This window comes from Zwartia hollandica, assembly GCF_019923725.1.
Lineage (GTDB): Bacteria > Pseudomonadota > Gammaproteobacteria > Burkholderiales > Burkholderiaceae_B > Zwartia > Zwartia hollandica.
The window spans coordinates 12713-36771 of sequence record NZ_JAHXRI010000010.1 but is presented as its reverse complement, the minus strand read 5'-3'; the positions used below and the strand labels follow the sequence as shown (position 1 = coordinate 36771).

Genomic DNA, 24059 nt, shown 5'->3' with positions numbered 1-24059 from the left:
GTGCTGGTTTAATTGATGCTGCGTGTCTTGTCGTTCCAATACACAGCGCGTAACGCTTTCTTATCTAGCTTTCCAAGAGAGGTCAGGGGCAGTGTCTCGACGAAATCCACTGTCTTAGGTGCTTGGACCGCACCCTTTGCCGCTTTCACTCTTTGGGTAAGTTCTTGTGCAGACACATCGCAACCCGCTTTGAGTACGACGACTGCTTTAACCGCTTCGCCCCAGTCTGCATCTGGGATGCCAATGACGGCAACCGAGGCGACAGAAGGGTGAGAGGCGATGACATCTTCTACTTCTTTGGGATACACGTTAAAGCCACCGCTGATGATCATATCTTTTGCACGATCAACGATAAAGAAATAACCACGCTCATTCTGATAGGCCAGGTCGCCTGAGTAGAGCCATCCGTGCCTGAGTGCAAGCGCTGTGAGCTCTGGTTCTTTAAAGTAGCCTTTCATCACCAGGTCGCCACGAATGCAAATTTCACCGACCGTGCCTCGAGGGACTTCGTGCCCGTCGTTGTCTAATATTTTTACGGTGACTCCGGGGTATGGCTTTCCAGCCGAAGCAAGCAAGGAATCATCTAAGTGATCAACATCGGACAAGCTCAGTACGGTGCTAGGTGCTTCAGTGAGCCCGTAGTGCTGAATCAAAATAGGGCCAAGGAGCTGCCTGGCCTGTAAAAGCCTTGGCGGCGAAATGGGTGCTGCGCCATACATCAGCATGCGCAGGCCTGCTTTGGCCAAACGACTGCTCTTGGGATGATCAAGCAGGCGATAGATCATGGTTGGAACTAGGTACAAGGCGTTAGCAGTTCCGGCTTCAACATCAATAATAAGTCTGTCTGGGTCGAAGCCATCATGAAGCACGATCGTGCCGCCATGCCAAAGCACGGGGACAATCATTGAGCCGGCGGCATGCGATAGGGGCGTGGAGCACAGTAGGCGCAGATCGACCCAATTGTGACCCGCCATTCTAAAGAGCGCATTGGTTGCGAGCGAACAGGTCGTACCCATCACCCCTTTCGATTTGCCTGTTGTACCGCCTGTATAAATCAAACGAACGATATCGTCGGGTTCGCTGAGGTCAGTCAAGATTGAGCTGATCGCGGGGTCAAAGTCATCCCAAATGCCTGTTGCATCTGGGCCGGTGTCGTGACTAAAAATATCGAATACTTGTGTGGAGCGTTGCTTCAGTTCGTGGGCGCGTTGTGACCGAGCCTCGTCTACGATCAGTATCTTGGCTTCACAGTTATTCAAGATGTAGAGTTGGTCCTCAATACCACCGAGAGGCTGCAGCGCAACAGATCTGAAGCTGCCGATATAGCAAGCCGCCATCACGACAAAAACATCTGCTCGATTGCCGCACATCTGCACCACGGTGTCGCTGCGCTTTAACCCTAACTGTTCAAAGCGCTGCAACAGGTAAGCGATTCGTCGTGCGATGGTCTCGTAGGTGATGTGCGTGCCATCAGGATTGACGAAGGCTGAGCGCGTCGGGTAGCGGCTCAGCAAATTTACAATCATGCTGCCCATCGTGGGGCCAGAGTAGGTCTTGTCTAGTAGCGATTCACTAGAATTTTTCATGTTGAACTCTATTGTTGTGGTGCGATTGTTTTAAGAGCAGTGTCTCCGCAGCAAAAGGTAACTGACTACCAATCGATTGGCAAGTGTTGCTCTGCTGGGGTTGTATGATTCTCTACAATCATTAGTATTCGCAAACAAAACTAAATTTAATAAGACTGAATGCCGAGGGGAAAAGCAATGAAAGGGATCGTATTTGCAGGCAATAGCAAAATTGAGTATCTCGATTTCCCTGATCCGACGCCGGGTCACGATGAGGTGGTGCTGGAAATCAAGGCCTCTGGGATGTGTGGCAGCGATCTTAAGTTTTATCGCGCTCCCCGCGGCGAGGGGCTCAAGGCACTTGGCTATAACGACGCACCGCCGGTCGTCGCTGGACACGAACCCTGCGGCGTTGTGGTTGCGGTTGGCGCCAGCGTCAACCCTAAGCGTGCCTATGCAGGACAGCGCGCCATGGTGCACCATTACCGAGGGTGTGGAGCGTGCCCCCACTGCTCAACGGGATGGATGCAGCTTTGTGACGAAGGTGTCAAAGAAATTTATGGTCTGACCGGCCATGGCGCACATGCCAAATACATGAAGTGTCCTGCCAGTACGATCGTCGAACTACCCGAGGAGTTGACGTTTGAAACAGGGGCGGCAATTGCGTGCGGCACAGGGACCGCGTGGGGGGCCTTAAATCGTCTTGACTTAAAGGGCGATCAAACCATTGCGATTTTTGGGCAAGGACCGGTAGGGCTTTCGTCGACGCAGTTAGCGCATGCGATGGGAGCGCGCGTCATCGCCCTGGATGTCAGCGAAGAACGTTTGGCGCGAGCGCAAGAGTTGGGTGCTGATGCTGTGATCAATCCCTTGAAAGATGATCCCGTCCAGGCCATTAGGCAGTTGACGCACGGGCTCGGTGCACATGCGTCGATTGATGCCTCTTCCTCTGCCTCGGCTCGCAAACAAGCCGTTCAGTGCGTTCGGACTTGGGGAAAGGCGTGCTATGTGGGTGAGGGTGGAAGCGTCTCGATTGATGTCAGCCCTGATATGTTGCGGCGTCAAGTCACGATCATTGGTTCATGGACGTTTTCAACTGTTGGGCAAGGCGACTGCGCACGATTTGTTGCTGACCGAGGCGTCGATGTCGATGCACTTTTTACGCATCGCTGGGGATTCGAGGATGCCGTGCAGGCCTATCAACTTTTTGATAAACAAACCTCAGGCAAAGGTGTATTTCTATTTTAAAAATTTGTACTAGATCGTGTTGGGTAAGTCGCGTGGCTTACTAGCTAAGATTTGTCATCGATTGGTTGAGCTCTTCAAACAACCATTCTCGGAAGGCTTTCATCTTTTGTATATGCCCCTTCGATTTTAGGTAAGTCAGTTGATGGCAGACGATCTGTGGACCGACTAACCCAAGCGGTAGAACGAGTTTTTTACTTTCTAATTCTCGTTCGATCAGCAAAGTGCTTTCTAGCGCAACGCCTAGAGCATCCACTGCGCAGTTAATCGCCATAAATGAACGGTCGAAGCGAGGACCTCTTTCGAGATCAATGCTGTGCTCAGGGTGATCCTTAGACCAGTCTCTCCAGGTGTATCGATTGACCTCTGTGTGGATTAAGGTTTTTCCCGTTAGGGTGAAGCCTTTTTTAGGCAAGCGACGCCCTGGCAGCATCGAGGTCGAGCAATTTACGACGATCCTTTCTGCTGGGAAGGGCTCGACCATGACGCCGGCATCTGGGAAAAAATTCCCATAGCGAATATCAAAATCGGCCTCTCCTGCTGCGAGGTCAACAGGCGCAGAGGATGCGTTGAGTCGTACATCGATGTCGGCATGCATGGCAGAAAAGCGCGATAGACGAGGCATGAGCCACTGGGCGGCGATGCTAGGTACGCTATGAATCGTCAAGATGTCACTTTTGCCTGCTCGCTCAATGCTGCGGGTACTGGCTTCGATCAGACTGAAGGCTTCGGAGACGGACTCAGCATAGCGACGCCCAATATCAGTGAGTTCGACGCTTCGATGCGTCCGGTGAAATAGCGCAATCCCGAGGCGCTGCTCAAGCATGCGTACTTGGTGGCTGATGGCCGAAGGGGTGAGATGCAGCTCAGTCGCTGCCGCTACAAAGGACCCGAGCCGTGAGGCGGCCTCAAAAGCTTGCACTGATTTAAGTGGCGGGATCTTTCTCATTGTTCTCTTTTTGGGTGAATTTAATTCATCTATATGCCTAAATTATTCATTTGTTTTCGTTCTGTCAAGTTGCTAGTATGGCTCCATAACACGCAAGCACTGAGAAAACTCAGGCAACTGCACGGAGACAGTCATGAAGCAAAAACCAACCGATCGCGCATTGGCGCAGAGCGCCTACAGAATTCGGCGCTACTCGGTTCAGATGGGTGAGATTCAGGGACAAGGCTATGTTGGCCAAGCACTTGGTTATGCCGATGTGCTGGCCGTGGCGTATTGTCATGCAATGAATTTCAAGCCCGAGGATCCTGAGTGGCCGCAACGCGATCGATTCCTGCTCTCTCATGGCCACTATGCGATCGCCCATTACGCTGCGCTGCTCGAGGCTGGGGTCATTCCTGAAGACGAAATGCAGACCTATGGAGGTGACGATAGTCGTCTCCCGATGTCTGGCATGGCGTCCTATACCCCAGGAATGGAGATGTCCGGAGGCTCGCTTGGTCAAGGCTTAGCGATTGCCGTGGGCGTGGCGCTGGGTCTACGTCATCAGAAAATTGGAGCCTTTGTTTATAACTCGATGTCAGATGGCGAGTTGGACGAGGGCGCGACTTGGGAGGCGGCGATGGGCGCAAGCCACCACCAACTCTCGAACTTGATCTGTCTGGTTGATATCAACAACCAGCAAGCAGATGGCGCGTCTTCGAAGATCATGGGGTTCGAGCCCTTAGTTGATAAGTGGCAGTCGTTTGGGTGGCATGTACAACGCGTCGACGGCAATGACTTGTTTGCCGTACGCGATGCATTTGATGTCGCGCGGGCCGTGACAGAAAAGAAACCCCGCGTGATCATTTGTGACACGCTGATGGGTAAGGGCGTCCCATTTTTAGAGGCGCGTGAAAAAAACCATTTCATTCGTGTTGACCCGCCCGAGTGGCAACAGGCGTTGGAAATTTTGGATACAGCCTACGCAAGTGGAGAGCGGCCATGAATGCCAATACACCAGCTAAGCCCCGGCTGACGACGTCTGCGATGATTGCTTCGATTGCGTCAGAAGGTCAGCGCGTGCGTGCTGCACCCTTCGGTAAAGCCCTTGCCGCGCTTGGTGAGAGTCGCCCTGATATTGTGGGGATGACAGCTGACCTGAGTAAATACACAGACTTGCATATCTTTGCGCAAGCCTACCCAGAACGCTTTTTCCAGATGGGGATGGCTGAACAGTTATTGCTCGCTGCGGCAGGCGGCATGGCAAAAACTGGGCTCACACCCTTCGCGACGAGCTATGCAGTCTTTGCAACGCGCCGCGCCTATGACTTCATTCATCAGGTGATTTGCGAAGAAAATCTGAATGTGAAAATCTGTGGTGCCCTACCAGGGCTGACCACTGGTTATGGACCTAGTCATCAAGCAACAGATGACATTGCCATGATGCGCGCGATTCCAGGTCTCACCATTGTTGATCCTTGTGATGCCTTGGATATAGAGCAGGCTGTTCCTGCGATCGCTGCGTACACGGGCCCCGTCTATTTGCGTCTGCTGAGAGGCAATGTGCCGCTTGTCTTGGATGAGTATGACTATCAGTTTGAATTAGGGAAAGCAAAGCTCTTGCGAGAAGGCAGAGAGGTGCTGATTATCGCCTCTGGAATGATGACAATGCGTGCGCTAGAGGTAGCTGGGCAATTACAAAAAGACAGTGTCGGCGTAAGTGTCTTACATGTGCCGACCATCAAGCCCTTAGACGAAGAAACAATTCTGCGGGAAGTTAAACGCGCTGATCGCCTCGTGGTCGTTGCGGAAAATCATTCGGTGATTGGTGGCTTGGGCGAATCTATCGCGAGTCTGTTGTTGCGCTCACGTCTAGCACCGAAGTTTTTGTCGATTGCATTGCCGGACGCATTTTTGGACGCAGGTGCATTACCAACCTTGCATGACCGCTACGGGATTTCAACCGAATCAATGTCGCACCGTATTAAAAATGAACTTTAATCAGGAGGAGTCAAGAGGGAGGGTCTTAAACACTACGAGTTGAACGAGTTAATTCTTATTTCGTGCTGAGCCTGTAGGGTCAGTATAAGTAATAACAAAACTACTTTTTGGAGACACAACATGAAAAAATTTCTCGCTGTCGCAATCGCTGGGTTAGCGCTATCGGTATCTGCAGTCTCTGCGCAAACTGTGATGCGCCTTTCTCATAATGCGGCGCCTGGTAACCCAAAGGCTGTAGCGTCAGATAAGTTTGCAGAGCTCGTCGCGCAAAAAACAAACGGACGCGTCAAAGTCAACGTGGGTGGCAACGCTCAGTTCGGAGATGACGCGGAGTCCATCACCAATCTTCGCTTAGGTACCCTGGCTTTCAGTGCTAACTCCCAAGGCGCAACGTCCGGTGCAGTGCCTGAATTTGCGGTGCTTGGCCTACCGTTCCTGTTTAGAGATCTGCCGCACGCCTATAAAGTTGTGGATGGTCCGATTGGAAAACAGCTCGCTGATGCGGCTGATAAAAAGGGTCTAGTATTGCTCGCGATGTGGGATAACGGCATTCGCCACACCAGTAACAACAAGCGTGCGATCACCAAGCCTGAGGATTTGAAAGGGATCAAAATTCGCACTCCACCCGATCCAATCACCTTAGACATCTTCAATGCTCTGGGCGCGAACCCAGCACCACTGGCCTTCTCTGAGCTTTACATTGCGTTGCAACAGGGCGTATTTGATGGTCAAGAGAATCCCTTGGTCAACATTTTCTCTTCCAAGCTCTTTGAGGTGCAGAAATTCATCTCGCTAACCGGTCATAAGTATGAAGCGACTCCTCTGTTTGCCAGCAAGGTTGAGTGGGCGAAGTTGTCGAAGCAAGATCAGCAAGCAGTGCGAGAAGCTGCGACAGAGGCCGCTAAGTTGAACCGCGATCTTTCGCTTGCTGCCGATGCGGATTTGAAAGGTAAATTAGCCGCCGCAGGCGTCACGTTTAACTCAGTGGATCAAGCTCCGTTCATCGCCGCAACAAAGCCTGTTTACGACAAATGGCGCAAAACGTTTCCAGACCTAGTTGATGCAATGGTCAAAGAAGCCGCTAAGCCATAATTGATCTAAAGGGATTGCCATGAGCGCTCGAGGAAATTATTTAGTTAATTCGCTGATTAACATCACCGATCTGACGATCGAGGTAAGCAGTAAGATCATTGCTGTGATCACATTGGTTGTCATGTTTCTTTCGCTCATGGCTGAAGTTATTGTGCGTTACGTCACTAACCAGGGAATGGGCTGGCCGACAGAAATACCAAGCCTGCTTTTTCCTTGGCTAATGATGAGTGGAATCGTGCTTGCAGCCCAATATGGCAAGCATATTGCGGTCGAAACGATTCGTGCATTTCTTGGTAAAAATCTGAATCGTGTACTGCTGATGTCACTTCAGGTAGTAATCATTTGTACTTTCTTTTACTTGGCTCAAGTGGGCTTGTTTGTAATCGAGATAACGGGCTCAGAGGTTTATCCCGTGACGAAGGTTTCGGCAAAGTGGGCATATCTGTCAATCATCGTTGGTTTTGTGGCGTTGGGTCTGACTGGAATTACAACTTTCTTTCGTCTGCTTCTTGCGGATGATCCGTTATCGGTGCGTGCGCCTGCTCCGGAGGACAGTGTATGACTTTCCTAATGCTCGGTATTTTTTTAGCGCTCCTCGTGCTAGCGTTTCCGGTTGGATATGCTTTGGTTGTCAGCTCCGGCATCGCCGCGATTACTGTCGGTGCGATGCCCAGTGCGACAATTGTTGTCAAAATATTTCAACCCTCACAAAGTTTTCCGCTACTAGCGATTCCGTTTTTTGTACTGTCGGGAAATTTGATGATGGGCGGTACCTTAGGGAAAAAATTGATTGAGTTTGCGACGGCGTTGGTAGGTCGCATGCATGGTGGGTTGGCACAAGTCAGCGTAGTGGGTTCAACAATTTTTGGCGGGGTGTCTGGCTCTGCGGTTGCAGAAGCGTCAGCACTAGGCTCGATGTTGATTCCATGGCAAAAGAGGGAAGGCTATCCCGGACCGTTTGCCGCGGCAGCCATTGCATCCTCTTCGGTGATTGCTGGTTTGATTCCACCTTCAATACCTTTGATCATTTACGCAACCGTATCCGATCAGTCAATCGCGGCTCTATTCTTAGCGGGCATCGTTCCGGGTTTGATGCTTTGCTTTGGTTTTATGGTGGTGTGCTATTTGTCTGGCCGGATTAGAAATTTCCCTAGGCTTATGAACAAAGTCACTGCTGTTGAGTTTTCGAAAATCACTTTCTACGCTTTGCCTGCGCTGCTGATGCCACTCTTTATCGTAATTTTGTTAAGAGCAGGTATTGCGACGCCGACCGAGGTCAGTGTGATGGCGGTGTTTTATGGGCTCGTGGTTAGCTTAGTGATCTATCGTGACGTCAATATGAAGCGTCTGTTTGACGCTCTCGTCCACACAGCAGTGACAACAGGCGTAGTCATGTTGGTGATTTCAGCCTCAAATATCGTTGGCTATGTACTGACGGTTGAGGCCGTGCCAAAAGCGGTGGCTGAGTGGGCGCTGGAGACGCTTAAAAATCCTCTCGTTATCCTGCTGATGTTGAACATCATCATGCTTGTGGTGGGTATGTTCTTGGACTTGCCGGCTGCCATCTTGCTGCTGGGGCCAACGTTCGTCGCTATCGGTAACGCCATTGGCTTGGATTTGATTCAACTCGGGATCATGATGGCAGTCAACCTGAGTATTGGGTTGTTTACGCCGCCAGTTGGCACCACACTTTTTGTGGCGGCTGCTATTTCTAGGGAATCGATCGGTTCGATTGTGAAGGAGCTTGGGCCTTTCTACCTCGTCGCTCTTGTTGTGCTTACGTTGATGACATATTTCCCAGCTTTAACGATGTACTAAGGTAAATCTTTTTTATTGATTAATACGACATTTGACGGAGTAGTGAAACATGCTGTTAAAAGATAAAGTGGCGATTATTACTGGTGGTGCTGGAGTCAACGGGCTTGGCTTTGCTTCTGCGCGCATGATGGCTGCACAGGGTGCACGCGTTGTCATTCTTGACCTCGACAAAGCACAGCCAGCTTCTGTGGCCGTAACCTTAGGGCAACAGCATATGGGTGTTGTCGCCGATGTTACGAACAAGGCTTCCTGTGACGCGGCAATTAAGGCCGTTATGGAGAAAATGGGGCAGATTGATATTTTGTTTAATAACGCAGGCATTACTCAGCCGCGTAAGACGATGGAGATCACTGCCGCTGACTACGAGGCGGTCTTGGATGTGAGCTTGCGTGGCGCGTTGTATATGTCCCAAGCAGTTTTGCCGCACATGCGTGCGCGCAAGCAAGGCTCGATTATTTGTACGTCGTCGGTCTCTGCACAACGCGGTGGCGGAATTCTAGGTGGGCCACATTATTCTGCTGCGAAAGCCGGGGTGCTGGGTTTGGCACGTGCGATGGCGCGGGAGTGCGGAGTTGATAATATTCGCGTGAATTGCATCACGCCAGGACTCATCGAAACAGATATCAATAAAGGTCTCATTCCCGCAGATCGCATGACTGATATTTTGTCGAACATCCCGATGAATCGTATCGGTGAACCGAATGATGTTGCGGGCTGTGTCGTGTTCTTAGCCAGCGATTTATCGAAATACTGCACAGGCATTACGTTGGATGTCAACGGTGGCATGTTGATTCATTAAGTTGCGATCTAGTCTTATGACTGTTACGTCATCTCCTCAATCCCTAGCGAACGCGATTCGATTCCTTTCTGTTGATGCCATCGTTCGCGCTGGGGAAGGGCACCAAGGTGTCCCTCTCGGGATGGCGGAAATTGCCACCGCGTTATACCTGAAGCATCTCAAGCACGATCCCGCCTACCCGACATGGTGGGATCGTGATCGGGTGGTTCTATCTAATGGCCACGGTTCAATGCTTTTGTATTCCCTCTTGTACTTGACGGGATACGAAAAAATTTCACTTGAGCAAATCAAGTCGTTTCGAGAGCTCGGATCCCATTGTGCCGGGCATCCTGAGTTAGATCCTGAGGCTGGCATCGAAGTCACGACGGGTCAGCTCGGGCAAGGTATTGCCAATGCGATGGGGATGGCTGTCTCTGAAGCATTTTTGCGCGCACGCTTTGGCAACGATCTGGTGGACCACTTTACCTATGCGTTTGTCGGTGACGGATGCCTACAAGAGGGGGTCGGTCAGGAGATGATTAGCCTCGCGGGTCATCTTGGACTAGGGCGGTTGATTTTATTGATGGATGACAATGCCATCACAGATGATGGGAGCACGGAGTTATCGATCAGTGAGGATGTCGCTAAACGCTTTGAGGTTGCACAGTGGCATGTTCAGCGTGTGGATGGTCATGATTTGGAAGCGGTGTCTTCCTGTATCACTGCTGCACGCGCAGATTCTCGTCCATCGATTATTTTGGCGCGGACGACCATCGCTAAGGGACTCGCAAGACTCCAAGGGCAACGCGGTGGACACAGTGCCAAGCTTTTTGAGGCGGATGCCGCGCAGATGCGCAAGGATTTGAATTGGTCTGATCCAGAATTTGAGATCCCTGAGAGGATCTTAAGTGTCTGGAGGGCTAGCCCGAGTGTGAATCGGTCGAGCCGATCAAAATGGCTTGCGCGTGTTGCGACGCTCTCTCCAGAAAAACGAACAGAGTTTGAGCGTGTGATGCGAGGTGAACTACCGCCTGCGCTTGAGTCTGCACTCGCTGCGTTGAAAGAGAAGCTTCTTGCTGAGCCCCCGCGCGGCGGCATCAATTTATCTGCCGCAATTAATGATTGCCTGACCGATCACTTGCCAGAGCGTATCGTGGCTTGCGCGGATTTGGAGGCACCTACTGATCATAAAAAACGATTGGATGCCTTTAGTGCTTCAAATCCAAGCGGGGCTTATATTCATTGTGGAGTCCGTGAGCACTTGATGGGGTCTATGTGTAATGGCATTGCAGCTCATGGCGGTGCCATACCGGTCAGTGTCACGTATTTAGCGTTTTCAGATTACATGCGCCCAGCCTTACGCAATGCAGCGCTCATGAAGCTTTCGGTCAAATTTGTGTTTAGTCACGATTCGATCGGTATCGGAAAAAACGGACCCACGCATCAACCGGTTGAAATCTTAGCCTCATTGCGTGCGATGCCTCACATGTTGGTGATGCGTCCCGCCGATGCTGTGGAAGCTGTCGAATGCTGGGAGGCTGCACTCAGGCATAAGCAAGGCCCTGTTTCCTTGATTTTTTCTAGACAGGCACTCCCTCATGTGCGCACGTCAGCGGCGGCCGATAACCTGTCCGCACGTGGTGCCTACGTCTTGGCAGAAGGAAAAAATTTACCGCGACAAGTAAGCTTGCTTGCAACGGGTTCCGAAGTAGCCATTGCCTTAAAGGCGCGTGAGCAGCTTGAAGCTTTAGGTCTGTCGACGGCGGTGATCTCTATGCCTTGCTGGGAGCTCTTTGATCGTCAGCAAGCATCCTATCGCGCAGAGGTTTTGTGCCCTGGTACCACGACTGTGGCGATCGAAGCCGCAGTGAAGCTTGGTTGGGAACGCTATCTTGGTAATCACGGAAGTTTTGTTGGTATGAATGACTACGGCTTGTCGGGGCCTGCAGATGCACTCTATGATCACTTTGGTATCACCGCAGAAAAAGTGACTGAAGCTGCATTAGCTATTCGTGCTATCGCGACATGAGTCGACGGGCGACGTAGGATAGGGCGTCAACAAGTACAACCAAAATGATCATGGCAATCAGGATGCTGCTGGTTTCGCGCATCTGAAATAAACCCATATGAAAAGCTAGCATTTGGCCCAGCCCACCACCGCCCACAACGCCTAGTACCGCTGCCGCGCGAATATTGTTTTCCCAACGGTAAAGCGAATAGGAAACCAATTGGGGTAGAACCGTTGGCAACGTAGCGAAGAGAAAAATACGTCCTTCATTCACGCCTTGTATGCGCAAGGCTTGCGCCGCACCTTGGGGGGCATTCTCGATGGCTTCCGCAAAGAGACGCCCCAACACGCCAGTCGTGTGTAAGGCTAAAGCGAGTGTGCCTACAAAAGGCCCTAAGCCTGCGGATATTAAAAGCAGTGCCGCCCAGACCAATTCAGGGATCGAGCGAAAGGCGTTCAAGAGCAACCGAGTAATAGAATACCAAGCAGACTTTACCCCGTTCGTGGTCTTGCTTGCTGGCAAGGCAAGCAAGAGTCCAAGACCGGCGGCTATTAGGGAGCCTAGAGCAGACATGGCCAAGGTTTCAAGGCTCGCGATGCCTAATTTTGATAAAAACTTCGGGTCAAGGTTTGGCGACAGCAGTTCACCTAAAAACTTTCCCATTCGCACAGCGCTATCTATTGAGAGCATCCGCGCTAGCTGTAAATCGAGTGTCCAAAAACTGAGTGCAATCAGTACGGCGATGCCGATGAGGACCCAGTAAATCGAGCTATTCCAGCGGATCGGTGGTCGAGGTCGCGCGTGGACGGGTAAGTGAGCGCGGGTCATTGCATGACCTTCCGCAAATAGCCACTTAGTAAGTCCGACAGCCAGACAAGCAGCATGAAGACGATTAATAGGGTCGCGACTTCACCGCCATTAAACATCTTCATGGAATTATCCATTTGTTGACCTAAGCCGCCGGCACCCACAAAGCCTAATACTGCAGAGGAGCGAATCGCACACTCCCAGCGATAGACGGAGTAACTCGTGAGTTCAGCCGAGTTTTGGGGCAGAAGTCCAAAGAAGAGTGCTTGGAGTCGAGAGCCACCATTTCTTAGGATCGACTGGGTGCTGTGCGCATCACCGCTTTCAAGGATCTCTGCGTAGACTTTTCCCAGCATTCCAGCGTAGGTCAACCCAATGGCCAACACGCCTGCGGCAGGCCCTAAACCGACGACGCGAACGAAGACAAGAGCCCAGATGAGTTCTGGAATACTTCGTAAAAAAATAAGCAGCCAGCGAACGAGCTGTCGCACGCAAGAGGGAAGAAAATGCATTCGACCAGACAGTGCGGATATCGACAGGATCCGTGTTGAGACTATCGTTAAGGGAATCGCTAAGATCATCGCGAGCGTCAAGCCTGCTGTGGCGATAGCGACGGTGCGCCACGTTTCTTTCACAACGAGTAATAGAAACTCAGAGCCAAGCGCAGGTGGAAAAAAATCCGCCAAAAAACGTATGCTGACTTTAAGGTTGTCAGGATCAAAAAAAATCCAAGGCTTAAATTCGGTTGCGACTAGCGCAGGCATGAGCAAAGCTAAGGCTGCCATTGCCCAAAAAACGCGGCTAAGCCACGCAGGGTCACGCAGGTGTGGAGAGTGCGTCGTGCTGGACATGAAGACTGCTTAGTTCGTGCTCGTGTTGAGCGTAAAGCTTTGAAAGCTCACCATTTGTGACTTGGGCAGCCGGCAGATCAAAGGCCACGGCACCGTCGCGCAGTCCAATGACGCGAGAAAACTTTGACCGAGCGACATCGACTTGGTGCAAGGTTGTAATCAGCGTGACGCCTCTTGCGGCTGCGCGATCGACTAAAGAATTGATTGCTTGCTCTGCCCGTGTGGGATCGAGAGCAGAAAGGGGCTCATCAATAAGCCAAAGCGAAGCGGGCGCCATCAATATCCTGGCTAAACCAACGCGCTGGCGCTCTCCGCCGGATAAACGATCAACACGATTCCAGAGCTTGTCTTGCACATCAAACGCTTCGAGTGCTTGATAAGCCTCTGAGGTTTTTAACGGGTAAATCAGATTCACTAAGCTTTGCGTCAAGGACATTGCCGGGAGTGCCCCCGCAATTAACGAGGTGATCACGCGTTGCCGCGGAGGGAGCGGTGGAACCTGTGGTGCACAGATTAAACGTCCTCGAATCTCCTGCAGATGCTTTGTGGATAACGACCAAATATCCGTATCATCTAAGCAGACCTCACCGGCGCTCGGTTTGATCGCGGCGCAGATGACTTGCAGGAAGGTTGTCTTGCCTGCGCCGGACGGACCGATGACTGCAACCTGTTCGCCTGGCTCGATCGTGATGTTCAGATCACGAACAGCAGGCACTCCATCCCGCTCGGCGGCGGGATGATGTCCTGTTACATGACTGAGTCTGACACGCATCTGTGAGCCGAAAGTGCTTGATGAAAATACAGCCGGCTATTTGATCAGTCCTGCACTGCGTCCGGCGGTCTCAAGGCCTTTGTAATTCTCAGGCGAAGTCGCAATGTAGCGGGTTGCTCGATTCAAGGTGAGAATTTCTTTACCTTCAGGATTGTCCATGCTCAAGGCCAATAAGGCAGCCTTGATTTTTTCGCGCTGCGCCGCAGGCATATCTGCATGTACAGACCAGTTGTAATTGAAGTAAGGAGGCGTTGTGAAAAACACATCAACTTTGCTTGTGTCGACTTTCTTGTCTGCGACAAACTTATTCCAAACGGTAATGTCTAGTGCAGCGCCATCGACACGACCGCTAACGACTGAGGCGATTGTTGCGTCGTGCGCACCGGAGTAGGCGACACGTTTGAAGTCACGTTCTGGATCGATGCCTGCCTCTAGCAGAAACGAGCGTGGCATCAAGCTACCCGACGTACTGGATTGAGAGCCAAAGCTAAATTGCTTACCTTTTAAGTCAGAGAGTTTCGTGATCCCGGAGTTTTTCTGCGCAATAAATACTGAGCGAAACTTTGTGTCTTCTTCGCGTTGAGCGATTGGGATAATTTTTCCGCCAGAACGAATTTGTGCCTGAACGTGTGTGAAGCCACCAAACCAAACGAGATCGACCTGTTTGTTGACCAAGGCTTCGACTGCGGCTGGGTAGTCATTGACCGGGATGAATTCAACCTTCATGCCTTGGGTGCGCTCGAGGTATTTCGTTAACGGTCCGAACTTACGAACCTGTTCTGTTGCGGCCTCTTCAGGTATTGTTGTGACACGTAATACCTGTTGTGCAAGGGCGCTAGCGGTGATCGCCGAGGCAAAAAATGTCGTCGCCCAAAAAGTTAGTGCGCGAAGCGTTAGAGCTCGGATCATAGGACCTCTAGGTGTTTACGGTAAGTCGATGTTTTAGCACGAAAAAACGATTTTCTTCGTAGGGTCTTTCACAGAGATTTGTTTCAAGCATAATAAGGACTCAAGGCTTAGTCCTGCGTCGCGCTTGATATTTGACTTCACAAAGGTAACTCACATGATTCTGTATGACATGACCACGGCAATGAATCCGCGTCGCGTGCGGATCTTTTTGGCTGAGAAGGGCATCACCGTACCAACGAAGCAAGTCGATGGTCTGAATCGTGAAAACCTATCTCCAGCTTTTCTGAAGTTGAATTCACTGGGTAAGACACCTGTGCTAGAACTGGATGACGGCACCTTGCTGACCGAATCGATCGCGATATGCCGCTACTTTGAGGCCCTGCACCCTGAGCGACCCTTGTTTGGCAGTACACCACTTGAGAAAGCGCAAATCGAGATGTGGATGCGACGGATGGAATTTGAAATCGTCGCCCCGATCGTGACAGCGTTTCAACACACAGGGCAGTATTGGGAAGGGCGCATTCCGCAAGAGCCGCTTTGTGGTGAGCATGCGCGCAATCGCGCGTATGACTCCTTTGCGTGGCTCGATCGTGAGCTAGCTGGTCGCGAGTTTATTGCCGGAGATCAATACAGCATTGCAGATATCGTGGCGCAATGTGGGTTTTTGGTGGGTAAGGTGACGGGTACAAAGATCCCACCCGAGCTTAAAGAGCTGACTCGTTGGTACACCTCGGTCGTCGCACGTCCCACGGCCCGGGCTTAGCATGAGCACTTCACCTGCGGTGACAACCTCACAGAAGGTTTGTTTGATTGTAGGCGCGGGCGATGCGACAGGTAGTGCCATTGCAAAACGCTTCGCACAAGCGGGTTTTACCGTCTGTGTGACGCGTCGCACGCCCGACGCCAGTGCTGCGCTTGTGCGAAGTATTCAAGACGCGGGTGGTCGTGCCATTGCCTATCAACTTGATGCACGACGCGAGGAGGAGGTCATCGCGCTCCTCAAGAAAATAGAGGCCGACGTGGGCGCTCTTGAAGTGGTCGTCTTCAACGTAGGCGGTAATGTGCGATTTCCGTTGCTGGAAATGACAGCAGAAAAATACTTCAAGACTTGGGAAATGTGCGCAATGGCGGGCTTCTTGACGGGGCGTGAAGCCGTGAGGGCAATGTTGCCGAGAAAGCACGGCACGATTCTATTTACGGGTGCTACGGCTAGCCTGCGGGGCGGTATTGGGTTCAGTGCCTTTGCCGGAGGTAAGGCCGCCTTACGGGCGCTCGCGCAAAGTATGGCGCGTGAATTTGGGCCGCAGGGCTTACACATTGCACATGTAGTTGTCGATGGTGTGATCGATTCTGAGCGAGTGCGTACCACTCAGCCAGAACGTGTTGCGGCGCTTGGTCCGCAAGGACTGCTTGATCCGGAGAGCATCGCTCGCGCCTACTTGTGGCTGCACGAGCAAACTCCCGATGCTTGGACCTTTGAGTTAGATTTAAGGCCAAGCGTTGAGAAGTGGTGAACGGTGTTTCGTTTGAGGAGCGTTAATGCAGAAGCCCTTCCTCAAGTGCTTTGATTTGTATGGCGACATAGCGGGAGTAAATTCGACAGTTCGTAAAGCTTCCGCCTACAAACCATAGTCCCTTTTGACTTGTGCGGCGCCACATGTTGTTCATTTCGCCATCTGGCGCAAGGCCCCAAACCGGGCCAATCTTTTGCGCCACCTCTTCACCCAGTAGTTGCTTGACGACTTCCTCTTGTGGGACGAAGCCAGTGGCCATAACAATGAGATCTGCTTGTTTGATGGTCCCATCTTTCAATAGAGCGCCGTTTTCTACGAACGTGTCAATTTGTTCATACTGACACAAGCCTATAGCTCCGCTGATGATAAGGTCAGAGCAGCCAGCATTTAAGTAGTAGCCACCGTAGCGTGTACGGATTTTCATTTGATAGCCGGTATCGTTTTCGCCGTTATCCCATTTAAATCCGCAGGCAATAAGATCGTTAATTAATTTTTTATCGAGCTCGATCATTCTGGCCGAGGTTTGCTTGAAATTGCGTTTGGTCACTTCAAGTGTGTTCACACTAGAAAGTAGATCGCCGTCCTCTAGTGCAATACCTTCGTACAGTGCGTAAGTTAACTTCAAGCTAGGATCGATACTGACAACGGTCGTTGATCCTCTCTGAATCATTGTCGTTTCTACGCCGTTGCTATGGAGATCTTGGGCGACATCGTGTGCACTGGTTCCAGTGCCAAGAACTAGTGCGCGTTTTCCCTTCCATTTCGCGCCACTCGTGAAGGAGCTTGTATGCATGACCTCGCCGGTGAAATCCTCGAGCCCAGGCAGTTTCGGGATGCGTGGGAGCCCTACGAGTCCATTGGCGAAGATGATGTGCTTGGGTCGTACTGTGCGCTCGGTGCCTGTGACGTTATTCTTGAGTACTGCAGTCCAGCTTGCGGTTTCTTCGTTATAAGTGGCAGTAGCTAACTCAGTACTCGTCCAGTTATTGATTTCCATCGTCTGAGCATAGATCTCGAGCCAGTTACCCACCATGTCTTTAGGTAGATAAGAGGGCCAGCTTTCTGGAAATGGCAAATAGGGCAGGTGGTTGAGATCCGTGACGTTGTGCAGCGCGAGTGAGTGATACCTTTTGCGCCAACTATCGCCAATGTTTGGATACTTATCGATTACCAATGTATCAACACCGATCAAGACCAAAGACGCTGCGACGCTAAGCCCTGCCTGGCCGCCACCCACCACAAGCACGGTGGGTTCTCGGTCCGCATAGGCTTGGCTTGCGATACGTTGATCTTGCCAGTTAGTTCCGCCAAAGTTTCGTGAGTAGGCTGCTCCTGTTGGGCGACGCCCCCCAATTTTTTCTTCGTGTCCTTTCAGTTCATGCATACTTGTCAGTAACTGAAATGCTTCTTCAGGATGGTCTTGCAAAAGACGTAGAACACCAAAACAACGACCAAGCTCTGTTTCAAACTGAATAACTGACTCAATGACATCTATGCCTGTTCGCTTCAACCGGCGTGGGCCAAGTCGACCTTCTGCCAGTTTGAAGTCGCGCGCCTTCACTTGGGCTTGTTTACTCAACATTAAGCTTGCTATGTTGGCACCACCTGCTGTGGGTGTAAGAGACCAAGTAAACGCGAGCAGATCGCGCCAATGGCAATCGTCTGCGAAGAGCGTCTTGATCAGACCTTCGTCAGATTTTGCTAAGGCTGAATTAAGAGTGTTCAGCCAGTTTGTGGCACTGATGCGATCAACGGTATCGAAGGGATTGTCTGTACTCTGAGAAGCGATGCCAAGCATTTGATTTGATGCCTACTTAGTTTTCTAATTTGATGCCGCTGGTACGGATAAAGTTTGACCAACGCTCGAACTCTTTCTTATTGAAGGCGACGAAGTCCTGCACTGAGCCACCTAAAATTTTGGCACCATTGCTCTCGAATCTCTCTCTGACATCAGGCATTTTGAGAATGGCATTGAACTCAGCATTCATTTTTTGGATGATGGCCGGAGGAGTTTTTGCCGGCGCCCAGATGCCGTACCATGCAGCAACATCAAAGCCTGGGTAACCACTCTCGGCGACCGTCGGCACGTCTGGCAGGGTGGGGATGCGATAACTGCTGCTGACGGCGAGGGGTCTTAACGTTCCTGCTTTGATGTGCGGAGTTGAAGTCGTGACGCCATCAAAGGTCATTGTGACTTCACCCCCCATCGTAGCGAGGAGGGCGGGCGCACCGCCTTTGTACATGACTTCGATCATGTCTATCTTACTCATGTTTTTAAGTACATTGAAACTGAGGCTCGGTGAGGCGCCGATTCCCGTACTGCCATGGCTTAGCTGCCCCGGCTTTGCCTTTGCCGCCGCAATCAGTTCTGCGAGGGTCTTGTATGGCGCTTTGGACGAAACGACCAATACATTGGGTACTTCAGCAATTGTTGTGACAGGGGCAAAATCGTTCAAGGGGTGATAAGTCGGTTTGTCTGTCAGTGCAAAATTGACTGCGTGGGTCCCAAAGGTTCCGAGAATAAAGGTGTAACCATCTGGCTGACTTTTTGCGACCGCAGCTGCACCGATTGTCCCGCCTGCACCGGCGCGATTATCAACAACGACAGGTTGCCCGACGCGCTCAGAAAGCTTAGCCGCTAAGATTCGCGCTAAGACGTCGGTTGTTCCCCCGGCAGGGAACGGAACAATGATTTTGATGGGTTGATCTGGATAGGCAGCGTGACTGACTTTAAAAATAGATAGCAACAGCGTGCAGCCTAATAAGAGTTTTTTTATCGCGTTCATGTTGTCTCCAAAGGGTTTTTTCTTTATGAGACCAGAGGCGTAAACTTTATGCAAGTTTTTTGTAAGCTTTGCGCAAGCTTTGTGGATCTCAAATTGGGAAGCCTTCGGGGGCCTGAGTCGCTACCTAAGCTAGTCTTTAATCATTTGCCAGCTATTGGAGGCTACTCGCCATGCCACCATCAATCAATAAATGGGTACCGGTAATAAAACCGGCTGGCTCGGAAACCAAATATGCGACTGTTGCAGCGAATTCCTCAGGTGTGCCGAGCCTGCCCAACGGTATGCGTTTGATGCGTTCGCTCATGTCATAAGAGGAAGCCAATGAAGTGGTGCGGATTGAGGACGGTTGCACGGTGTTGACGGTAATTTGGTGCTGTGCAATTTCGTTTGCAAGATGCTTGAGGAGGGCCGTTACACCTGCGCGATATACGGTAGATAGCGCGTGATTGGTCATTGGTCGCGCAACAGAGGCAGACGTGACTCCGACAATGCGTCCCCATCCGCGACCGACCATCTTGGGCACAATCACGCGAACGGCAATTGTTGCCGCTAACAGTTGTGTCTGGTAAGCCTGCTCCCATCGTTGTGCATCGGTTTCACCCAAGACCGTGGTCATTTTTAGTGGTGGACGTCCGGTGTTCAAAATTAAAATGTCAGGCCCGCCTAGTTTTTCTTGGGTTACTTGAGTGAAATGTTCCATATCATGCTCGCGCGTCATGTCTCCAGGAATCGCGATCGCTTCTACACCATACTTCGATCGCAGCTCACATGCTAAGGACTCCAGCTTCTCAGCCGAGCGCGACAGTAAGGTGAGGTTACAGCCCTCCATGGCCAAACGCTGAGCAATACTTTGTCCGAGCCCAGAACTACAGGCCGTGATCATTGCTGTTTTACCTTTGATTCCCAGATCCATAAGGGCTCCTATTAGATTATTCGGCCGCGATGGTTAATCGATATGAGCGCGGCAATGAGCAGAAAGAGTACGCTTAATGCCAGAAAAATAGCAGAAACCTCAGTGACTTGATGGCGCTCAAGTCTAATTGTCTTGGACAAGGATTGATAAATACTTGTCAGGTCCATGTCATTGGTTGCCCGATAGTAATTACCCAAGGTAAGTTCGGAAATATTTTTAAGTAGTGCCTCGTCGAGTTTGACGCGCATTGAGACGCCTTGGGCTTTTAAGACAACACCTTCTGGCGTACCCATCCCGACGGTATAGATGCGCACCCCAAAATCGGCAGCGAGTTGAGCCATCTTCAATGGGTCTGGTCCAAAATTACTCTGACCATCGGAGATCAACACGATCGCTGCTGATTTATTTGAGCCAGGCGGAACTCTTAAGGCGGCCTTTGGGCGCGGAGTGAGATCAAGCGGTTGACCGGAGTCGGTCGGTCCAGTAGAGCGGTTTGACTCTGTTAGGATTTTTTGTACGTCCAGGCCGCTTCCAGTAATAAGTTCACTAAGCGCAATCAGAATGCCGCTGCCCACAGCGGAGCCCGCTTGTAAGGGCAGGCTCTCGATGGTCCGATACAAATCGTCTCGATCCGTTGTAGGTGCCTGCGCAATAGCCGCTGTGCTTGCTATCGTCACGACACCGACCTTCATGTTGGGTGGCTGAGCTCCGATAAATTTCTTTATTGTGGCCTGTGCCGCTTCAATTCGACTGGGAGCAATATCGGTAGCCGCCATACTGCCTGATGTGTCGATTGCTACCATAATGCTGTCCAGGCGAGTCGGAAGCAAAAGGGCCGCTCTGGGCCTGGCTAGACTCAGGATCAAGAGCGCTAGGCCGATGAGTATAAGCGCCGCTACGATTGTGTTGCGCCATCTTGTACGACTCTTAGGTCCTGAAAGACGGGGCTGACCAAACGTCTGTGCGTGATGGTAGCGGATGTTAGTGAAAAGGTAGATGCCACAGAGAAGCGGCAAAATAAACAAAAGCCAAAGAAGTTGAGGCCATAGAAAGCTGATTGAGTTCAACGCAATCATATTTTTTTATTCTGCTGAACGTGCGACTGATTCGCGGTGCTGTTGTGCAAGCTTGAGCCACGCGTAAGCGACACTTTACGTTTTCTTAAAAGTAAATAACGCATTAATGCGTCGTGAACAGACTCCGACGTGTCTAACTCGATACAGTCCACGCTAGATTGCGCGAAGATGTGTGAGAGGCGTGTTGCATGTGCCTCGGCATGTTCGATAAATCGTTGCCGAAAGCCCTTGTCTTCCGAGTCGACAAATACTTGTTCACCCGTTTCACTATCTTGGATCAGCATGATTCCAGAGGCTGGTAGTTCGTTCTCGGCTGGATCTAAGAGTCTAGCGGCGATCACATCATGACGATTCGAAAGCTGATGTATCGGCTTATCCCAGCCCGGCGAACTGATGAAGTCTGATATGACAAATACAGTGGATCTACGCTTGATCGCCATGCTAGCCAGTTGGAATAAATCACTCAGGCTTGTCTCGCCTTGTGGTTTTTTTTCAGACAACTGATGCATCTGTTCGATGATATGTAAAACCTGCTTTCGGCCAGATCGCACTGGAATAACAAGCGACGCCTGTGATGAAGGTCCCGCGTAAAGAATTGCGCCAACACGATTCCCATGACGTGTAAATAGCCGCGCCAACACTGCTACAAAATTCATTGCTAGTTGTTGCTTGGTCACTGCGCTGGAGCCAAAATGAATAGATCCGGTAAGATCGACAAGAAACCAGATTGAGATCTCGCGGTCTTCTTCGTGCTCACGCACGTATGGGGTACGCATCCGCGCAGTCACATTCCAATCAATGTGACGCACATCGTCATGCATTTGATACTCTCTGAGGTCTGCGAGCATCAGCCCCGCACCGCGAAAGAGTGTTCGATAGTCCCCTTGCAATTGACCGTCTAATTTACGAACAGCCGTCCACTCGAGCTGTCGTAAAAACAGATCGGGATTGAAGGGCGGCGGGGTCACGTCAACGGTAGGTGACTTCGCAAACCGCCTAAGGAAGTTGAACATGGTTCTCAAGCGGTTTCTCTGGTCGAGGGACGGCCTTTAAAATTTGTCTAATAATCTCGTCGGCTGTAATTCCCTCGGCGAGCGCTTCGTACGATAAGACGATTCGATGCCTAAGCACGTCAAAGGCAAGATCAACAACATCTTGAGGTAGAACGTATGCTCGTCCGCGCAAGAAGCCTAGTGCCCTTGCGCCTTCAATTAAACCGATCGTTGCGCGAGGACTTGCTCCAAAAGTGATGAATCGCTCTAACTCTGCGAGCCCACTTCGTTTTGGATCTCGGGTAGCAGCAACAATTCTGACCGCGTACTCAATGAGTGCAGGATCAACATAACCCTGGCGGCTCTGCGCTTGCAGTGCTTGAAGCTGCTCTGTTGAAGCCACGGGACTCACGTGGATAGGGTCTCCAATGACGCGTTGCACAATGACAAACTCTTCAGAGTCGCTTGGATAGCCGATTTGTACTTTCATCATGAAGCGATCGACTTGTGCCTCGGGAAGGGGGTAGGTGCCCTCTGTTTCGATTGGGTTTTGTGTCGCCATCACTAGAAAGGGCGAGGGTACTTTGTGCGACGTTCCGGCGATTGTGACCTGTCGCTCTTGCATCACTTCTAATAGCGCGCTTTGAACCTTAGCGGGAGCTCTATTGATTTCGTCTGCAAGGAGTAAGTTTGTAAAGACGGGACCGAGTACAGTGCTGAACTCGCTCTCTTTTTGATTAAAGATCTGTGTACCCACTAGGTCAGCAGGTAAAAGATCTGGCGTAAATTGAATGCGCTTAAACGATCCTTGAATCGTTTTGGCTAAGGTATTTACGGTCAATGTTTTTGCCAAGCCAGGCACACCTTCAATCAGAAGGTGGCCTTGAGCCAATATTGCGATCAACATTCTTTCTAGAAAGACATCTTGACCGACCACGACGCGCTTGACTTCGAAGAGCACGCGCTCCATCAAGGAGGCGGCCTCTGCGATTGGCTGAGTGGGTCGACCAGCGCTCCAAATCTCTGATTCTTGCATTGTGATGCCCTCAAACACGGTGTTTAAAATGGTGGGATACCTAAGCTATCTCCGGCACTTTCGATCGTGATTGCGAAGCCAATTCCTGCAAAGGTCTTTGCCTTTGTTGGATTTAGAATCGCAGTCACAATGCCAAGTACTTCTCCAGACATATTGATTAATGGACCGCCTGAGTTGCCTGGATTAGCGGCAGCGTCAAATTGAATTAAGCCCTTTAGTGTTAAGTTTTCTGTCGGCTTATATTCGCGATTTAACCCAGATATCACCCCCGCTGAAACCGACGGTCCAAGCCCGAAGGGATACCCAACAACTGCTATTTCATCGCCCACCATAATATTTTTGCTCGAGCCTAGTGTGGCTGGTTCGAGATCATCTGGGATGTTGGTTGGTTTAATCACAGCTAGGTCTTTGTCTTTCTGTGCTGAAATGATGACCGCTGGCGATTCCATGCCATCCGCGAAAGTGACGATGAGTCGAGGCGCATTTGCCACAACATGCAGATTAGTCAGTATGGTCCCATCATCCTTAATCACAATTCCGGTACCAACGCCAAGCTCACCATCAAAAACCTGGGTCCCGCCTGAGGCTGCAAAAATATCAGTCCTGATTCTGACGATTGAGGGCGCGATTAAGGTGGCCGCACGCGTCGTACGCGAGGGCAAATCTTTCGTGCTCAGTGTGTGCAATACGGCCGCGTCGATTTGCTCTTGCGTTAAGGCATTGAGAGCTTGGTTTTGATGGTTAAAACCCAAAATTGCAACGATACCGAGCAAGATGCCTAAGGACAGAAGGAAAGCGCGCTCGACTTGTCTGCGGTTTATTCGGTAGCGTTTTTTCTTATTTAGCGCAGGGAGGTGATCCTGTGACGAGTCCCAGCTGGGCTCATCTTGCTTCGGCAAGGAGTCTAAACGACGGCTGTATAGTGCGGTTCGTTTCATAATGGACTCAATTCCCGCAAGCGGTGATA

23 protein-coding genes and 1 pseudogene are annotated in these 24059 nt (G+C 51.0%); 10 read left to right on the top strand and 14 right to left on the bottom strand.

Annotation, left to right across the window (positions count from 1 at the left end; all coding sequences use genetic code 11):
* Positions 1-8 precede the first annotated feature (8 nt).
* Positions 9-1586 carry an AMP-binding protein gene (locus tag KZZ10_RS10815; protein ID WP_259661547.1) on the bottom strand — a complete coding sequence of 526 codons (1578 nt, stop codon included), beginning with the start codon at positions 1584-1586 and terminating at the stop codon, positions 9-11.
* A 177-nt stretch (positions 1587-1763) separates the two neighbouring features.
* On the opposite strand from KZZ10_RS10815, the gene KZZ10_RS10810 reads away from it, so the two are divergent.
* A complete protein-coding gene (locus tag KZZ10_RS10810) occupies positions 1764-2813 on the top strand; it encodes a zinc-dependent alcohol dehydrogenase family protein (RefSeq protein ID WP_259661546.1) in 1050 nt (349 codons plus the stop codon).
* Between the two features lie 40 nt (positions 2814-2853).
* Here the strand turns inward: KZZ10_RS10810 and KZZ10_RS10805 are convergent, their stop codons facing one another.
* Positions 2854-3759, bottom strand: coding sequence for a LysR substrate-binding domain-containing protein (locus tag KZZ10_RS10805; RefSeq protein ID WP_259661545.1), 906 nt, complete (start codon positions 3757-3759; stop codon positions 2854-2856).
* 133 nt (positions 3760-3892) lie between these two features.
* On the opposite strand from KZZ10_RS10805, the gene KZZ10_RS10800 reads away from it, so the two are divergent.
* The 7 genes from KZZ10_RS10800 (at position 3893) to KZZ10_RS10770 (ending at position 11456) form a co-directional block, all read left to right on the top strand.
* A complete protein-coding gene (locus KZZ10_RS10800) occupies positions 3893-4744 on the top strand; it encodes a transketolase (RefSeq protein WP_259661544.1) in 852 nt (283 codons plus the stop codon).
* A complete protein-coding gene (locus tag KZZ10_RS10795; protein ID WP_259661543.1) occupies positions 4741-5739 on the top strand; it encodes a transketolase family protein in 999 nt (332 codons plus the stop codon). The genes KZZ10_RS10800 and KZZ10_RS10795 overlap by 4 nt, the downstream gene beginning before the upstream one ends.
* Before the next feature lie 120 nt (positions 5740-5859).
* The gene (locus KZZ10_RS10790) at positions 5860-6831 is read left to right on the top strand and encodes a TRAP transporter substrate-binding protein (RefSeq protein WP_259661542.1); all 972 of its coding nucleotides are present in this window, start codon (positions 5860-5862) and stop codon (positions 6829-6831) included.
* A 19-nt stretch (positions 6832-6850) separates the two neighbouring features.
* A complete protein-coding gene (locus tag KZZ10_RS10785) occupies positions 6851-7393 on the top strand; it encodes a TRAP transporter small permease (protein ID WP_259661541.1) in 543 nt (180 codons plus the stop codon).
* Positions 7390-8649 (top strand): TRAP transporter large permease, encoded by a 1260-nt coding sequence (locus KZZ10_RS10780; protein WP_259661540.1) that lies wholly within the window; start codon positions 7390-7392, stop codon positions 8647-8649. Before KZZ10_RS10785 ends, KZZ10_RS10780 begins: the two co-directional genes overlap by 4 nt.
* Before the next feature lie 49 nt (positions 8650-8698).
* Positions 8699-9448, top strand: a complete 750-nt coding sequence (locus tag KZZ10_RS10775; RefSeq protein ID WP_259661539.1) for an SDR family NAD(P)-dependent oxidoreductase — start codon at positions 8699-8701, stop codon at positions 9446-9448.
* A 16-nt stretch (positions 9449-9464) separates the two neighbouring features.
* Positions 9465-11456, top strand: a complete 1992-nt coding sequence (locus KZZ10_RS10770; RefSeq protein ID WP_259661538.1) for a transketolase family protein — start codon at positions 9465-9467, stop codon at positions 11454-11456.
* On the opposite strand, the gene phnE is transcribed toward KZZ10_RS10770, so the two are convergent.
* Genes phnE through KZZ10_RS10750 form a run of 4 tightly spaced genes read right to left on the bottom strand, consistent with a single transcriptional unit; the run spans position 11443 to position 14775 of the window.
* Positions 11443-12264 carry a phosphonate ABC transporter, permease protein PhnE gene (phnE, locus tag KZZ10_RS10765; RefSeq protein WP_259661537.1) on the bottom strand — a complete coding sequence of 274 codons (822 nt, stop codon included), beginning with the start codon at positions 12262-12264 and terminating at the stop codon, positions 11443-11445. The genes KZZ10_RS10770 and phnE overlap by 14 nt on opposite strands.
* Positions 12261-13094 (bottom strand): PhnE/PtxC family ABC transporter permease, encoded by an 834-nt coding sequence (locus KZZ10_RS10760; protein ID WP_259661536.1) that lies wholly within the window; start codon positions 13092-13094, stop codon positions 12261-12263. Before KZZ10_RS10760 ends, phnE begins: the two co-directional genes overlap by 4 nt.
* Positions 13060-13866: a phosphonate ABC transporter ATP-binding protein gene (locus KZZ10_RS10755; RefSeq protein ID WP_259661535.1), complete on the bottom strand. Its 807-nt coding sequence runs from the start codon at positions 13864-13866 to the stop codon at positions 13060-13062. Before KZZ10_RS10755 ends, KZZ10_RS10760 begins: the two co-directional genes overlap by 35 nt.
* 36 nt (positions 13867-13902) lie before the next feature.
* Positions 13903-14775, bottom strand: a complete 873-nt coding sequence (locus tag KZZ10_RS10750; protein WP_259661534.1) for a putative selenate ABC transporter substrate-binding protein — start codon at positions 14773-14775, stop codon at positions 13903-13905.
* A gap of 154 nt (positions 14776-14929) precedes the next feature.
* On the opposite strand from KZZ10_RS10750, the gene KZZ10_RS10745 reads away from it, so the two are divergent.
* Both KZZ10_RS10745 and KZZ10_RS10740 read left to right on the top strand, forming a co-directional pair.
* On the top strand, positions 14930-15538 hold the full coding sequence (locus KZZ10_RS10745; RefSeq protein ID WP_259661533.1) for a glutathione S-transferase family protein: 609 nt from the start codon (positions 14930-14932) through the stop codon (positions 15536-15538).
* Between the two features lies 1 nt (position 15539).
* Positions 15540-16289, top strand: a complete 750-nt coding sequence (locus KZZ10_RS10740; RefSeq protein WP_259661532.1) for an SDR family NAD(P)-dependent oxidoreductase — start codon at positions 15540-15542, stop codon at positions 16287-16289.
* A gap of 22 nt (positions 16290-16311) precedes the next feature.
* Here the strand turns inward: KZZ10_RS10740 and KZZ10_RS10735 are convergent, their stop codons facing one another.
* The 8 genes and pseudogenes from KZZ10_RS10735 to KZZ10_RS10705 form a co-directional block, all read right to left on the bottom strand.
* Positions 16312-18087 (bottom strand): FAD-dependent oxidoreductase, encoded by a 1776-nt coding sequence (locus KZZ10_RS10735; protein ID WP_259661531.1) that lies wholly within the window; start codon positions 18085-18087, stop codon positions 16312-16314.
* A gap of 16 nt (positions 18088-18103) precedes the next feature.
* Positions 18104-19075 carry a Bug family tripartite tricarboxylate transporter substrate binding protein gene (locus tag KZZ10_RS10730; RefSeq protein WP_259661530.1) on the bottom strand — a complete coding sequence of 324 codons (972 nt, stop codon included), beginning with the start codon at positions 19073-19075 and terminating at the stop codon, positions 18104-18106.
* A 151-nt stretch (positions 19076-19226) separates the two neighbouring features.
* Entirely contained in the window at positions 19227-19988 is a 762-nt protein-coding gene (locus KZZ10_RS10725) for an SDR family oxidoreductase (RefSeq protein WP_259661529.1), read from the bottom strand.
* 11 nt (positions 19989-19999) lie between these two features.
* Positions 20000-20791 carry a vWA domain-containing protein gene (locus KZZ10_RS10720; RefSeq protein WP_259661528.1) on the bottom strand — a complete coding sequence of 264 codons (792 nt, stop codon included), beginning with the start codon at positions 20789-20791 and terminating at the stop codon, positions 20000-20002.
* Between the two features lie 51 nt (positions 20792-20842).
* Positions 20843-21064 (bottom strand): annotated as a pseudogene (locus KZZ10_RS15475) (hypothetical protein); the annotation flags it as partial.
* Positions 21061-22077: a DUF58 domain-containing protein gene (locus KZZ10_RS10715; protein WP_259661527.1), complete on the bottom strand. Its 1017-nt coding sequence runs from the start codon at positions 22075-22077 to the stop codon at positions 21061-21063. The pseudogene KZZ10_RS15475 and the gene KZZ10_RS10715, both read right to left, overlap by 4 nt.
* Positions 22061-23092: an AAA family ATPase gene (locus KZZ10_RS10710; protein ID WP_259661526.1), complete on the bottom strand. Its 1032-nt coding sequence runs from the start codon at positions 23090-23092 to the stop codon at positions 22061-22063. The genes KZZ10_RS10715 and KZZ10_RS10710 overlap by 17 nt, the downstream gene beginning before the upstream one ends.
* Positions 23093-23115: 23 nt before the next feature.
* Positions 23116-24030: a S1C family serine protease gene (locus KZZ10_RS10705; RefSeq protein ID WP_259661525.1), complete on the bottom strand. Its 915-nt coding sequence runs from the start codon at positions 24028-24030 to the stop codon at positions 23116-23118.
* Positions 24031-24059: the final 29 nt, after the last annotated feature.

Coding starts and splice junctions, on each gene's coding strand:
- KZZ10_RS10780 (WP_259661540.1), top strand. CDS start 7,390: ATGACTTTCCTAATGCTCGGTATTTTTTTAGCGCTCCTCGTGCTAGCG.
- KZZ10_RS10815 (WP_259661547.1), bottom strand. CDS start 1,586: ATGAAAAATTCTAGTGAATCGCTACTAGACAAGACCTACTCTGGCCCC.
- KZZ10_RS10725 (WP_259661529.1), bottom strand. CDS start 19,988: ATGGATCTGGGAATCAAAGGTAAAACAGCAATGATCACGGCCTGTAGT.
- KZZ10_RS10770 (WP_259661538.1), top strand. CDS start 9,465: ATGACTGTTACGTCATCTCCTCAATCCCTAGCGAACGCGATTCGATTC.
- KZZ10_RS10800 (WP_259661544.1), top strand. CDS start 3,893: ATGAAGCAAAAACCAACCGATCGCGCATTGGCGCAGAGCGCCTACAGA.
- phnE (WP_259661537.1), bottom strand. CDS start 12,264: ATGACCCGCGCTCACTTACCCGTCCACGCGCGACCTCGACCACCGATC.
- KZZ10_RS10790 (WP_259661542.1), top strand. CDS start 5,860: ATGAAAAAATTTCTCGCTGTCGCAATCGCTGGGTTAGCGCTATCGGTA.
- KZZ10_RS10795 (WP_259661543.1), top strand. CDS start 4,741: ATGAATGCCAATACACCAGCTAAGCCCCGGCTGACGACGTCTGCGATG.
- KZZ10_RS10705 (WP_259661525.1), bottom strand. CDS start 24,030: ATGAAACGAACCGCACTATACAGCCGTCGTTTAGACTCCTTGCCGAAG.
- KZZ10_RS10715 (WP_259661527.1), bottom strand. CDS start 22,077: ATGTTCAACTTCCTTAGGCGGTTTGCGAAGTCACCTACCGTTGACGTG.
- KZZ10_RS10720 (WP_259661528.1), bottom strand. CDS start 20,791: ATGGTAGCAATCGACACATCAGGCAGTATGGCGGCTACCGATATTGCT.
- KZZ10_RS10735 (WP_259661531.1), bottom strand. CDS start 18,087: ATGCTTGGCATCGCTTCTCAGAGTACAGACAATCCCTTCGATACCGTT.
- KZZ10_RS10805 (WP_259661545.1), bottom strand. CDS start 3,759: ATGAGAAAGATCCCGCCACTTAAATCAGTGCAAGCTTTTGAGGCCGCC.
- KZZ10_RS10785 (WP_259661541.1), top strand. CDS start 6,851: ATGAGCGCTCGAGGAAATTATTTAGTTAATTCGCTGATTAACATCACC.
- KZZ10_RS10775 (WP_259661539.1), top strand. CDS start 8,699: ATGCTGTTAAAAGATAAAGTGGCGATTATTACTGGTGGTGCTGGAGTC.
- KZZ10_RS10745 (WP_259661533.1), top strand. CDS start 14,930: ATGATTCTGTATGACATGACCACGGCAATGAATCCGCGTCGCGTGCGG.
- KZZ10_RS10760 (WP_259661536.1), bottom strand. CDS start 13,094: ATGTCCAGCACGACGCACTCTCCACACCTGCGTGACCCTGCGTGGCTT.
- KZZ10_RS10750 (WP_259661534.1), bottom strand. CDS start 14,775: ATGATCCGAGCTCTAACGCTTCGCGCACTAACTTTTTGGGCGACGACA.
- KZZ10_RS10730 (WP_259661530.1), bottom strand. CDS start 19,075: ATGAACGCGATAAAAAAACTCTTATTAGGCTGCACGCTGTTGCTATCT.
- KZZ10_RS10755 (WP_259661535.1), bottom strand. CDS start 13,866: ATGCGTGTCAGACTCAGTCATGTAACAGGACATCATCCCGCCGCCGAG.
- KZZ10_RS10810 (WP_259661546.1), top strand. CDS start 1,764: ATGAAAGGGATCGTATTTGCAGGCAATAGCAAAATTGAGTATCTCGAT.
- KZZ10_RS10710 (WP_259661526.1), bottom strand. CDS start 23,092: ATGCAAGAATCAGAGATTTGGAGCGCTGGTCGACCCACTCAGCCAATC.
- KZZ10_RS10740 (WP_259661532.1), top strand. CDS start 15,540: ATGAGCACTTCACCTGCGGTGACAACCTCACAGAAGGTTTGTTTGATT.